The organism is Arthrobacter sp. TMN-50 (assembly GCF_054511125.1).
Window position 1 is genome coordinate 73,787 of record NZ_JBTNDG010000004.1, and the last position, 12,904, is coordinate 86,690.

Consider the following 12,904-nt stretch of genomic DNA (forward strand, 5'->3'; position numbering starts at 1 on the left):
GCCGTGAGGCCGAGGTTGCGAGTAATGCTGGTGGAACGCTTAGTTGCGAGCTTAGTGCACGTTGTGTAGCTGCTCCGGGGAGCGGCGGGGCGTGCCGGACTATCCGTGCAAGGCCTTGCCAGCGAGGGCGAGGTGAGCTTCGCCCAGTGCCTCGTTCTGGGTGGGGTGGGCGTGGATCAGCTGAGCCACGTCTTCTGGGTACGCTTCCCAGTTCACGATCAGCTGAGCCTCACCGATCTGCTCGCCCATCCGGGTGCCGATCATGTGCACGCCGACCACCGGCCCGTTCTTTTCGCTGACCAGCTTGACGAGACCTGCCGACCCCAGGATCGAGGTCTTGCCGTTGCCGGCGAGGTTGTATTCCTGGGTCAGGACATTGTCCTCACCCAGTTTCTCCTTGGCGGCCTTTTCGGTCAGACCGACCGAGGCGATTTCCGGTTCGCTGTAGGTGACCTTGGGGATGTTGACGTCCTCAACGATGACCGGCTTCAGGCCGGCAATCTCCTCGGCGACAAAGATGCCCTGCTGGAACCCGCGGTGGGCCAACTGGAGGCCCGGAACGATGTCGCCAACGGCGTAGACGTTCTCGACGCCAGTGTGCAGGCGCTCATCGGTGATGACGAAGCCACGGTCGATGGTGATGCCGGCCTCTTCGTACCCAAGTCCGTCAGTGACGGGCCCGCGGCCGACGGCGACGAGCATCAGGTCGGCTTCGAAAGTCTTGCCATCGACGAGAGTGACGACGACGCCGTCGTCGTTCTGCTCGACCTTCTCGAAAAAGGTGCCGGTGGTGAAGTTGATGCCGCGCTTCTTGAACGCCCGCTCGAACGCCTTGATGATGGTGGCGTCCTCGTTGGGGACGAGGGAGGGAAGGCCCTCAATGATGGTGACGTCGACGCCGAAGGACTTCCAGACCGAAGCAAATTCGCAGCCGATCACGCCGCCGCCGAGCACGATAGCCTTCTTGGGGAGGGTGTCCATTTTCAGTGCGTGGTCGGAAGTGATGACCTTCCCGCCGATTTCCAGACCGGGGAGGGTCCGAGAGTAGGAACCGGTCGCCAGAATGATGTTCTTGCCCGTGTACGAGGTGCCATCGACATCAACGGTTTTGGTGGAGGTGAGTTTGCCGGCACCCTCGATCACGGTGATGCCCTTGGACTTGATCAGGCCCTGCAATCCCTTGTACTTGCCAGCGATGATGCCGTCCTTGTACGCATTGACCGCGGGCATGTCGATTGACTCGAACGTCGCGTTGATGCCGTACTTCCCGGCGGAGCGTGCAGTGTCAGCAACCTCGGCCGAGTGCAGCAGTGCCTTGGTGGGAATGCACCCGTTATGCAGGCAGGTGCCACCGAGCTTGCCCTTCTCGATGAGTCCCACAGTGAATCCCAGCTGGACGGCTCGGAGTGCGGCGGCATAGCCACCGCTGCCTCCGCCCAGGATCAGGATGTCGAATTCTTGCGCAGCTGCCATATCGGCCACTTGAACGCTCCCTCGCGTAATCTGTGACGGACTGATGCGCCCGTCGGTTGATGATTTTGGCGGAATGCTTGGTGTGATCAGGACTCACCCTATCCGCAGATCCGGCCAGCATCCACTCGGTGTGAGAGGACCCATGCGCTGATGTGGGCAGTCTCACCCCGTTCGTCGGGGTGAGTCTGCCCAGCAGGCTTACTTGCCTGTGGCTGCCAGATCCTCGGCGTACGCCAGCAGGGTGCGGACACCGACGCCGGTGGCCTCCTTCGGGGTATAGCCATGAGCGGCACCCTCGTTGAACGCCGGCCCAGCGATGTCGAGGTGCGCCCAGGGGATCTTGCGACCGTTCACCTCGCCGACGAACTCGCGGAGGAAGACCGCTGCGGTCATCATCCCGCCGAACTTTTCGCCGATGTTGGCGATGTCAGCGACCTGCGAGTCGAGGCTGGGGCGCAGCTCCTCGGGAAGGGGCATCGGCCAGAACAGTTCACCCGAACGGTCAGCGGCTCCCTTGACTGCGGCGACGACGTCGTCGTCGCCCATCACGCCCGAGACCCGGCGCCCGAGGGCGATCATCTGCGCGCCGGTGAGCGTTGCGATATCGATGAGCGCGTCCGGTGCGTCCTCACTGGCTGCGGCCAGGGCATCCGCCATGACCAGTCGGCCTTCAGCATCGGTGTTGAGCACCTCTACGGTGCGGCCGCCATACGTGGTCATGACGTCCGAGGGGCGCTGGGCGGTTCCGGACGGCATGTTCTCCGCCAGGCAGAGCCAGCCGGTCACCTTGACGGGCAGGCCCAGCTCAGCGATGGCGAGGACCGTGTTCAGGACGACGGCGGCTCCGGCCATGTCGAGCTTCATCGTCTGCATTCCGGCGGCAGGCTTCAGCGATAGTCCGCCGGAATCGAAGGTGATTCCCTTGCCGACGAGCGCGAGGCTTTTCCTGGCTGAGCCGGGGGAGTACTCAACCTTGACGAGGCGCGGTGGGCGGGATGAGCCCTTGCCGACGCCGAGGATTCCGCCGTAACCGTCTTTCTCCAAGCGCGCTTCATCGAGCACGGTGACCTTGACCGGCAACCCTTTGGCAAGATCCTTGGCGGCCTGCGCGAAGGATTCCGGGTAAAGATGGCTCGGCGGCTGGTTGACGAGCGACCGGGTGACGTTAACTCCCCGTCCCAGGACGGCGGCGCGGTGCAACGCAGCTTTCAGCTGACGATCCTGCGCGGCGGGGGTGACTATGGTCACGCTGCTAACCGGCTGCTTCGCTGGGGTGCCGTCTTTCGTGGAGCGGGCGGACCGGTGCTCGGTGTAGGAATACGCTCCCATTGCCGCGCCTTCGGCTACCGCCGCAGCGGTAGCCACTGTGGCTGCAGGCAATGCGATCGTGACCGAGTCGAGTCCGATGAGCTGGCGGATGGCGGCGCCTGCAGCCCGGCGCAGTGCCTCTTCGGTGAGGTTCCCGTCCGCTGGAAGCTGGCCGACGCCGGTCAGGACGAGAATTTCGGCGGTGGCGCCCTCCATGCCCGGCAGCCGGCGCACTTCGTCAGCGCTTCCGGTGATTCCGAGCAGCGGCAGGGAATCGGCCAGTGCCGCCGAGTCCTTCGCAGAGAGGGGAGAGTCGAGCAGGACGGGCCCGCCGGACTGCTGGCCGACGCCGATCACCAGGGCGTCGCCGGCGGTCTTCTTGGAGTCCTTGGCGACAGCTGTCAGCTTGAGTTCGCTGGCTTTATTCACTGGGTATGTTCCTCACTTCCATGTGCTGGACAGATTGGTGGGTAAGCGCTCAATGACGCGCCGATCCAGTATCGATCGTAGTCTGTTGGGGAACCTGTCGCCGGGCGGAATGAATGTGCGCCCCTCCGGCGTTGGACTAAATATCCACTGAAAAGCCGCGAACCTGTAAGGAGGGGAGATGCTTAATCCAGAGACTCTATTCAATGCAAACGCTGACCTGATCGACGATCAGCAACTGCGGGGGCTCCCTCTTCTTGCGGGGTTTACGGGGTTTGTCGATGCCGGACATGTGGTGTCACAGGTGATCGAGGAAATGCTCAGCGCCCTTGACCACGAGTTGGTGGCTGTGTTCGACGCCGATCAGCTGATCGATTACCGCAGCCGGCGGCCACGGATCACCTTCGCCGAGGATCACCTCGCGGATTACCACCCACCCCGGCTCGAACTGCACCGGGTGTATGACGGGATGGGCGTGCCGTTCCTTCTGCTCGCCGGCTTTGAGCCTGACCTGCAGTGGGAGCGGTTCATCACTGCGGTCGCCGGTCTCATCGACCGCCTCGAGGTGCCGCTGGTGTCCTGGATCAACTCGATTCCCATGCCGGTGCCGCACACCAGGCCCCTCGGAGTCACCGTGCACGGTAACCGTTCGGATCTGATCGAGGGCATGAACACCTGGCGTCCTACGGCCGAGCTTCAGGCCTCGGTGGGCCACCTGCTTGAGTTGCGCCTGATCGAATCGGGGCACGACGTCGTCGGCTACGTGGTGCATGTTCCTCACTATCTTGCAGAGGCCGAGTACCCACCGGCAGCCGTCACCGCCCTCGAATACCTGGGCGCCTCAGCGTCCCTCGTCCTGCCTACCGACCGGTTGCGGGAGGCGGGCCGGGACGTGGAGCGGCAGATAGCTCGTCAGGTTGATGGCTCCGCTGAGGTCAGCGGAGTGGTGTCCACGCTGGAGAAGCGCTTCGATGAGCGCGCTGGGTCCGTCGAGCGGCGCTCATTGCTGGTCAAGGACAACAGCGAGCTGGCTGACGCCGACGAGATTGGCGCCGCAGTGGAGGCGTATCTTGCGAGTCCCCAGGCCGCTGACGAATCGGTGCAGCTACTGGAAGAGGACCGCAAAGCTGGCGATGCCGCCGGTGCGGAAGTGGCCGACGTCGATATTGCCGACGCGAATGGTGCTGAGCCAGATGGTGACGGAAACTCCGGACGGTAAAGAACGACTCCGGTCCCGACCTGTCCTCCACAACGGCTGATCCGCGGTAGTTGCCCACATAGCGCTGATTCTTCCGTTGGAGGAGCCATGCGGCGGCCATGCTCGTCGCATGACTCCTCCAACCAGATCTTCTGAACAGCCCTATCAGGTCACCTCGGCCGCCGACATTCTCAGCTACGTCCTCCATACCTTGGGGTTTCAACCGACGGAAAGTCTGGTCCTGCTGACCATGTGCGGAAAGCGGATCGGGGCAACCCTGCGCGTCGACCTGCCCAATGATGACCTTTGCCCGGATGACTACGCGGCGAGGGTCTGCTCCATCCTCGCCTCGGACACGTCGGCCGACGGCGCCCTGCTGGTCCTCTATACAGCCGACTCCTGGGCGCTGCACTCCGGCCCACCCCGGCAGGAGCTGGTTCGCTGCCTGAAAAAATCCCTGTACGCGTCGGGTCTGCTGCTACGCTACGGGTGGCTCGTCACCGACGCTTTCTGGCGCGACTACTTTTGCGACGACCCGGGGTGCTGCCCGTGGCCTGGACACCCGTTGGACAGTGTCACGGATAGCACCCTGAACACCGAGCTGGTTTTTCGCGGCAGCAGTTTTGCCCAGTCGCTGAGCGCTGCGGTGCAAGGCGAAACGCCTCAACCGTGGGCCGACCCGTTGGAGATTGCCCACCGGTGCGAGAATCAGCAGGAGCGACTGGGCAGTCGCTGGACAACTGCACCCCAATTTGCCGCGACCCTTGCCCTGTGGGATTTTCTGCTCGCTTCCCCCACGGGACCGGACCCACTCGGCGACCACGACATCGCTGCCCACCTCCTGGCTTCACTCATTTCCCGTTCGCTGCGCGACGCCGTGCTGGTGTCGGCGGCGCTCGGCAAGGAAACCGCAGTGAGAGGTGCAGCCGGTAATGGGGTGCAGCGCCCGGGCAGGGGGACCCCAGACCTGCCTCCGGCTGCGTGGAAATTGCTCGACCTCGATCCAGGCTATGCGGTGCCCACCTCCCGTGACACCGCAGGCCAGCGGCACACGCGGGAGTTCTGCGATGTGCTGATCGGACAATACCGGGGTCACCTGCTGTGGGATCGGGTGGACACAGCCCATCAGCTGTTCAGTCGGCTGTCGGCGGTGGCCACGGGTGAACCGCGAGTCGCCCTGCTTACCATGCTCGGCTGGATTGAGTGGGCCCGGGGGAGAGGGTCCCGGGCCCATGTCTATCTGCAGGAGGCGCTGAAGGAAATGCCCGGCTATTCCCTTGCCGGATTGCTTGAACAAGTGGTCGCCCGCGGCATGCTCGCGGAGTGGTCCCGAGACAAGGAACTGGCCTGGCGTAACGGAGCCCCGCACGCCGCGTGATCAATGGCGACGCGGCAGATTCGGGGAGGCAGGGTGATTTATAGAAGCCCGTGAATCGTGCGACAATGGGAATTGAGACCCGGTCGGGTTCGTGTGTCAACTGGTGTTCTGCAATGTCAACCGGCCATCCTTTGCGGGGTGGTGTGGGAATAGTGCAGAGAGCGGGACTGTTTCTCTTCAGTGAGGAAAGCCCCGTCTAACCGTTTGAATTCACTCACGGACTTGACAGGGTCATAGTGGTGTTGCCCCCTTGGCAACATCACAGACGCCGTATGAAAGGTTCTCTGTGTCGGCCAAGAAGACAACTGCACCGGATGTAACAGAAGCCGGGGCAACGACTACCAAACGCCGGGCCGCCCCCAAGAAGGCGGCACCGAAGACCGCTGCCGCGAAGCCGCTCTCGGCGCGGGCCGCCAAGGCCGCTGCGGCCCAGAACGCTGCAGCCGTCGAGGTTGAAGATGACAGTCCCGAGCTCGACTCCGCGGGAAACCCCGTCGAGCCAGCTGAAACCACTGAGCGGGCCGCAGCCGAGGCCGAGACCAAGGCCGGATCGGGCTTTGTCTACTCAGACGCCGACGACGACGATGCCCCCGCCCAGCAGGTCATCTCAGCTGGCGCGACGGCTGACCCGGTCAAGGACTACCTGAAGCAGATCGGTAAGGTAGCGCTCCTGAACGCGGAGCAGGAAGTCGACCTTGCCCTGCGGATCGAAGCTGGCCTGTTTGCCGAAGAAAAGCTGGCAGCCGATAAGGATGCAGCGAAGCCGTTGGATCCGAAGTTGCGCCGTGAGCTGGAATGGGTCATCCACGATGGCAAGCGTGCGAAGAACCACCTCCTGGAAGCCAACCTGCGCCTGGTGGTGTCCCTGGCCAAGCGGTACACCGGTCGTGGGATGCTGTTCCTCGACCTCATCCAGGAAGGTAACCTGGGTCTGATCCGTGCGGTTGAGAAGTTCGACTACACCAAGGGATTCAAGTTCTCCACCTACGCCACCTGGTGGATTCGCCAGGCAATCACGCGCGCCATGGCTGACCAGGCTCGGACCATCCGTATACCGGTCCACATGGTCGAGGTCATCAACAAGCTGGCCCGTGTTCAGCGCCAGATGCTGCAGGACCTTGGCCGCGAGCCGACTCCCGAGGAGCTTGCCCTCGAACTGGATATGACTCCAGAGAAGGTTGTTGAAGTCCAGAAGTATGGCCGCGAGCCTATTTCGCTGCATACCCCGCTGGGTGAAGACGGCGACTCGGAGTTCGGTGACCTCATCGAGGATTCCGAGGCAGTGGTTCCCGCCGACGCCGTCAGCTTCACCCTGCTGCAGGAACAGTTGCACTCGGTGCTCGACACGCTGTCGGAACGTGAAGCGGGAGTCGTCGCGATGCGCTTCGGACTCACCGATGGGCAGCCGAAGACGTTAGACGAAATCGGCAAGGTCTACGGCGTGACCCGCGAGCGGATCCGCCAGATCGAATCGAAGACGATGTCCAAGCTGCGCCACCCATCCAGGTCGCAGGTGTTGCGCGACTACCTGGACTAGGGGACTTTTCGTAGGCCGGGAAGCCGGCTTCAACCAGAAGGGACCCCCGCACCTCAGGTGCGGGGGTCCCTTCTGGTTTTGGACCGCTGTTCGGGCCCGGGTGACGCCCTTAGTCTTCGCTTACCGGTCCGGGTGCTGCATGCAGACGGTTGGTCTCATCCTGCCACTCGGACGTTAGCGGCCTCAGGTTCGACTCGACGGAACGCGCGTGGTGGCCACAAAAGAGCAGCTCACCACCGGAGGACTGAAGAACTGCGCGCACATAGGCCTGGGCTCCGCAGCGGTCACAGCGGTCCAGCGCGGTCATTTCGCGCGTTGCTACTGCTGTTGTCATGATTGCCTCCTTAGTGGTTCCTGTACTTCATATAACCACTATTCGTTGCCGATCTATTGCAAGCTGGGTGATCTTTCGCTGAGCGCGTAGCATCGCCCGACGCCGTCACACTTTGCTGGCTGGGCACCGCCCCGCCTCCGCCGAACCCCGGGACCGGGGGAATATGCTTGACGAATGCGTCCGGAGGATTCCGGCGCGGCGCCCGGTTGCCGGTGTCGCCACCTACCTGTACCACCGGCCGAGGAGTTTCACCCAACGTGGCGCCACCCAGCACTGAATACAACGCCCGGCACCTCTCCGTGTTGGAAGGCCTCGAGGCCGTCCGCAAGCGCCCGGGCATGTATATCGGTTCGACTGACTCCCGCGGGTTGATGCACTGCCTGTGGGAAATCATCGACAACTCGGTGGACGAGGCCCTCGCTGGCCACGGTCAGAGTATCAAGGTCATCCTTCACCCCGACGGGTCGGTGGAGATTCACGACGACGGCCGCGGCATCCCCGTTGACGCCGAACCAAAGACGGGCCTGAGCGGCGTCGAAGTGGTTTTCACCAAACTGCACGCCGGCGGAAAGTTCGGCGGCGGGTCCTACACGGCCTCGGGCGGACTGCATGGTGTCGGCGCCAGCGTGGTGAACGCCCTGTCCTCGCGCCTCGACGTCCAGGTTGACCGCGGCAGCAAGACCTACCAGATGTCCTTCAGACGCGGCGAGCCAGGCCGTTTCCTTGACGCGAAGACCCCTTCGCCGACCTCCAAGTTCGAACCTTTCCTGGAGAGCTCACGGCTTGAGGTGGTGGGCACCACCAAGCGCGGGGTCACCGGAACTCGGATCCGGTATTGGGCCGACCGGCAGATTTTCACCCCGGACGCCAAATTTTCCTACGAAGAACTCCAGGCGCGTGCCCGGCAGACCTCTTTCCTGGTCCCCGGGCTGCGGATCACCCTGCGCGACGAACGCCGGCTGGCCGGCACCGCGGCCGAGGCAGGACCGCTGGAGGAAATCTTCCAGCACGACGGCGGGATCTCCGAGTTCACCACCTTCCTCGCCGCGGACAGCGCGGTCACCGACGTCTGGCGCCTGCACGGTTCCGGCCGTTTCAAGGAGTCGGTCCCGGTACTCGGCGAGAATGGGCACAGCGAGATCGCCGAGGTGGAACGCGATTGCGAGGTGGATATTGCCCTGCGCTGGGGGATCGGCTACGACACCACGGTGAAGAGCTTCGTGAACATCATTGCCACCCCCAAGGGCGGCACCCACCAGAGCGGTTTCGAACAATCCCTTCTGAAGTCCTTCCGCAAGGTGATCGAGGCAAACTCCCGGAAGCTCAAAGCGGGAAGCGACAAGATCGAGAAGGACGACGTGTTCGCTGGCCTCACCGCGGTCCTGACGGTGCGGCTCGCCGAACCGCAGTTTGAGGGCCAGACCAAAGAAATCCTCGGCACCTCAGCGGTGCGGGCCATCGTGGCCAAGGTGGTGGAAAAGGAAATCCTTGCCAAGCTGAACTCAACGGCGCGGGGGGACAAGGCGCAGAGCGCGCTGCTCCTCGAAAAGGTCGTCGCCGAAATGAAGTCGCGGATTTCGGCCCGGGTCCACAAGGAAACCCAGCGCCGCAAGAATGCCCTGGAAACCTCGTCCATGCCGTCCAAGCTGGCCGACTGCCGGATTGACGACGTCGAACGCTCCGAACTGTTCATCGTCGAGGGAGACAGTGCGCTCGGCACCGCCAAACTGGCCCGCTCCTCCGACTATCAGGCCCTGCTGCCCATCCGGGGAAAGATCCTCAACGTGCAGAAGGCGTCGGTGGGGGACATGCTCGCGAACGCCGAGTGCGGCGCGCTGATCCAGGTGGTCGGCGCCGGCTCCGGCCGCAGCTTCCAGTTGGAGGCGGCCCGCTACGGGAAGGTGATCCTGATGACCGACGCCGACGTCGACGGCGCCCACATCCGCACCCTCCTCCTCACCTTGTTCTTCAGGTATATGCGCCCGCTGGTGGACGCCGGACGGGTCTACGCCGCTGTGCCGCCGCTGCACCGGGTGGAGGTGGTCAACCATGGGTCCAAAGCCAACGACACCATTTATACCTACTCTGAGCAGGAACTGACGCGGCTGCTCGCCGAGTTGGAAAAGCAGGGCAAGCGCTACAAGGAACCCATCCAGCGGTACAAGGGACTGGGGGAAATGGACGCGGAGCAACTGGCCGAGACGACCATGGATCCACGACACCGAACGCTCCGGCGGGTCAGGATTCAGGAAGCCGAATCCGCTGAGCGGGTGTTCGACCTTCTGATGGGCAGCGATGTGGCCCCCCGCAAGGACTTCATCGTTGCCGGCGCCGCGTCACTGGACCGAGAGCGGATCGACGCCTGACCCGGTGGGTTACCTCTTTCTCCCGTAAAGACCTGGGCTTTCGTGCTCCTTCATGGGAGAGCAGCGGTGAAGGTACATAACTTCGGCGAGGTTCCGGTCGGTTATATGCGCTCGATCCGTATGCCTGCTGCAGCGGGCACCCTGTAGCGGTTGGGCTACCTTCACCGGGCACTTTACCGGGCGGGGTATGCGCGAATCCCCTAGTCAGACGGCATCACGAGAATGTGGGGAGTCTTTGTCTGAAGAGCGTGTTGCGGTGGGGGACCGGCTTACGGGCGCCGATTTCTAGAGCCGAGAGGAAGGTCGCACGCAAAAGCAGGCACGTTCGGTCCTCATGTTGCAAGAGTTTGAGTTGGTCCGAATGACCCATTTGGCACCTCGGCCCCTGGCATCACAACACTGAGAACGCTTGAAGCGCCTTCGGCCAAACGACCAAATAGCGTTCTCCATCGGCCGGCCTGTAGGCCGCCCGCACGCCGGCCCATCGTGGGTCGGTGCCTAGCGATGTCATCGCATGCTGAAAGGCTTCTAGCGGCCGGTCGGTTTGGACAAAGATGTTCATCTCGCCAGCGCCGAAGTCGTGGCCGTCTACGAAGCCACATGCATCCGGGAGATCGGCCTGAAGCAGATCCTCCATCGAGACGAGTGCATCAAAATCGGCCTCAGAAGTAGCTGGCCATTGTAAAACGAGGATGTATTCAGGTACTCCCCATTCACTGGGCATCGCCCCACCCCGAGTATTCGCTATGTGTTGGAATCTTTCACTTCTTGAGTCTACGTTGATAGTTGCCGCAGGTTATTCCCCTGACTTGACCTCGTCCGATAAGGGATCCTTGAACGGACACCAGAGAGTCGGATGGACCGCGGGCTTATGGAGTACTCGTGCTTAGCGCGATTGGTCACTTCGGCTCGAGGCTCGGATCGCTTCGAAAGCTGGCCAACAGTTGTTCGAAGCTGGAAACGTGCTTGTGGATTCTTGCTGCGTCCTGTTCGGAGTTGAGCCAGGGCTTACGCTTCCCAATCAGGAGAACGTCGCGAAGCCTGCCGTCAATGTCGAAGGGTATCCTAAGCGGGAGAAGGGCTTTCAATGCTTCCGATTCCACTGTTTCAGGCAACCGTGCTCGGAGCCAAGCGATCTGCTCTGTCGTAAACAGGTTGAATGGTATCCGTAGATTTTCGAGGTTGGTAAGTTCACCAAGAGGCTGGATCCGACTATCGTCGATGCGTTTCGGAAGCAAGCTTAGACTCAGTAATCCCGTCAGCGAGGCCATGGGCTCCAGCGTCTCGAAAGTGGTCTTGTTCCATACCGCGTCGCCGAGGATGAGTTCCTTCAGTGCGTGCCCGGCCGAGAGGTCATCCAGCAGGTGGAACCGTGTGAAGTCCTGTACCCGCAACGCAGTCAAATGCGGCGTACGCGAAAGGTTCCATAGTCGCGTGGACCGCTGATTCCAATAAAACGAGACCATCCGGAGCCCTGACAGGTCCTCAAGCGGGGTGAGGTCCTCAATTCTGGGGCACTTCCAGAACTCAATCGCTGCGAACTGTCTTCCGTAGCTGGAGACCAATCGCTCAAACACGGCCTGGTCCAGTCCACTGATACGAAGTGCCGTTGCTTCAGGGTGTGCCTCGATTTTCAAGAGGTGTCCTGGATCAAATTTCCCACCGCCGATCTGCGGCTGGACAAGATCAAGGAACCATAAGGGCTGGGCATCTCCCGCCCACCTGAGCTCCAACAGGTTCTTGGGGCCTGGTTCCACGATTGCACCGTCTCCCGTCATAATCATCAAAACGTTAGTCGCAGGGTACCAATAGGGCGCAGAAGTAAGCACGGCAACCCGAACAATGTCGTCTTGCAATGTGCCCGTAAGCCGATGCTCTTACGCACCACGGAACGCGCCCGGAAGGGCTATTCAGGAGGACATGCTGTCCTATCCAGGACTCCGCATAGGTTCGCAGAAACCGTTGTCGCGGTTGGGCACCCTTCAACGGGCCGACGATACCTCCCGTTCGTTTTGCTGCATGGGCGCGAACGTTAGGGCGCGCCTTGGACGCTGGCCAGCGACAATGGACGAGTGAAAGAGCAGCTGCCGCCGTGGCCGGCCACACCACCGACCCACGGTTCAATCGTCCTTCGTGCGTTTACCGACGAGGACGTGCACCTCGCTGTCGAGCTGGGGGATGACACGTACATCCCGCTTATCGGCAGCCTGCCGCCCCACCCTACGGCCCAACAGGCTTTGGAATGGATCAGCCGACAGCGCGGTCGCCTCACCGAAGGAAGGGGGCTTTCCTTCGCCATCGCCGATGTTGATTCCGACGTTGCCATCGGCGCGATCGGACTCTGGCTACAGAATCTATCGACCGGCCGCGCGACGGCTGGCTATTCGGTCTCATCTGCGCACCGAGGTCGCGGCGTGGCCAGCAGTGCGTTGAAAGCACTGACCACATTCGCTTGGACGATCCCCGCCCTGTACCGAGTCGAGCTTTACATTGAGCCGTGGAACAACAGCTCAATCCACGTTGCAGAAGCGTCCGGGTACCAACGGGAGGGCCTGCTCCGCAGCCACCAGGAAATCGGCGGCACTCGGCGCAACATGCTGCTCTACGCGACAACGCGATCTTGACAGCTTCTCGGCAGCTGAGTGCGCAGCTATAGGGATCATCCTCGGTGTCCCGTAGAACGATTGGCTAACGCGACGACATAACCGCCAATCGAGGCTGCGATTAACCGCCATTCCTGGCTAACAGCACACTATGTGAGATTTTTGTTGCCGGGGGAGTGGAGAGAATGTGTCGCGGTGGGGGACCGGCTTACGAGCGCCGCAGCAACCCGCCGTCAGAGGTACGGATGCGCGCAGCGGACCCGCGGCAGCCCTACTGTGAT

At 62.4% G+C, this 12,904-nt stretch carries 10 protein-coding genes; 5 read left to right on the top strand and 5 right to left on the bottom strand.

Annotated elements, in window-relative coordinates:
- Positions 1-99 precede the first annotated feature (99 nt).
- Together lpdA and ACX80A_RS07760 are read right to left on the bottom strand one after the other, a co-directional pair.
- On the bottom strand, positions 100-1,482 hold the full coding sequence (gene lpdA, locus ACX80A_RS07755; protein ID WP_459259120.1) for a dihydrolipoyl dehydrogenase: 1,383 nt from the start codon (positions 1,480-1,482) through the stop codon (positions 100-102).
- Positions 1,483-1,671: 189 nt separating this feature from the next.
- Positions 1,672-3,210: a leucyl aminopeptidase gene (locus ACX80A_RS07760; protein WP_459259121.1), complete on the bottom strand. Its 1,539-nt coding sequence runs from the start codon at positions 3,208-3,210 to the stop codon at positions 1,672-1,674.
- A 178-nt stretch (positions 3,211-3,388) separates the two neighbouring features.
- Here ACX80A_RS07760 and ACX80A_RS07765 point away from each other — a divergent pair, with 178 nt between their 5' ends.
- From ACX80A_RS07765 to ACX80A_RS07775, 3 genes are all read left to right on the top strand, one after another.
- Positions 3,389-4,426, top strand: a complete 1,038-nt coding sequence (locus tag ACX80A_RS07765) for a proteasome assembly chaperone family protein (RefSeq protein ID WP_459259122.1) — start codon at positions 3,389-3,391, stop codon at positions 4,424-4,426.
- Positions 4,427-4,535: 109 nt separating this feature from the next.
- On the top strand, positions 4,536-5,783 hold the full coding sequence (locus tag ACX80A_RS07770; protein ID WP_459259123.1) for a DUF4192 domain-containing protein: 1,248 nt from the start codon (positions 4,536-4,538) through the stop codon (positions 5,781-5,783).
- 286 nt (positions 5,784-6,069) lie between these two features.
- On the top strand, positions 6,070-7,320 hold the full coding sequence (locus ACX80A_RS07775; RefSeq protein ID WP_459259124.1) for an RNA polymerase sigma factor: 1,251 nt from the start codon (positions 6,070-6,072) through the stop codon (positions 7,318-7,320).
- A 109-nt stretch (positions 7,321-7,429) separates the two neighbouring features.
- On the opposite strand, the gene ACX80A_RS07780 is transcribed toward ACX80A_RS07775, so the two are convergent.
- The gene (locus ACX80A_RS07780; protein WP_171585309.1) at positions 7,430-7,654 is read right to left on the bottom strand and encodes a DUF7455 domain-containing protein; all 225 of its coding nucleotides are present in this window, start codon (positions 7,652-7,654) and stop codon (positions 7,430-7,432) included.
- A gap of 257 nt (positions 7,655-7,911) precedes the next feature.
- Here ACX80A_RS07780 and ACX80A_RS07785 point away from each other — a divergent pair, with 257 nt between their 5' ends.
- Positions 7,912-10,020 (top strand): DNA gyrase/topoisomerase IV subunit B, encoded by a 2,109-nt coding sequence (locus ACX80A_RS07785; RefSeq protein ID WP_459259125.1) that lies wholly within the window; start codon positions 7,912-7,914, stop codon positions 10,018-10,020.
- Positions 10,021-10,411: 391 nt separating this feature from the next.
- On the opposite strand, the gene ACX80A_RS07790 is transcribed toward ACX80A_RS07785, so the two are convergent.
- Positions 10,412-10,744, bottom strand: a complete 333-nt coding sequence (locus tag ACX80A_RS07790; protein WP_459259127.1) for a hypothetical protein — start codon at positions 10,742-10,744, stop codon at positions 10,412-10,414.
- Positions 10,745-10,919: 175 nt separating this feature from the next.
- Positions 10,920-11,777 carry a hypothetical protein gene (locus ACX80A_RS07795; RefSeq protein ID WP_459259128.1) on the bottom strand — a complete coding sequence of 286 codons (858 nt, stop codon included), beginning with the start codon at positions 11,775-11,777 and terminating at the stop codon, positions 10,920-10,922.
- 315 nt (positions 11,778-12,092) lie between these two features.
- On the opposite strand from ACX80A_RS07795, the gene ACX80A_RS07800 reads away from it, so the two are divergent.
- Positions 12,093-12,644 (top strand): GNAT family N-acetyltransferase, encoded by a 552-nt coding sequence (locus ACX80A_RS07800; RefSeq protein WP_459259129.1) that lies wholly within the window; start codon positions 12,093-12,095, stop codon positions 12,642-12,644.
- Positions 12,645-12,904: the final 260 nt, after the last annotated feature.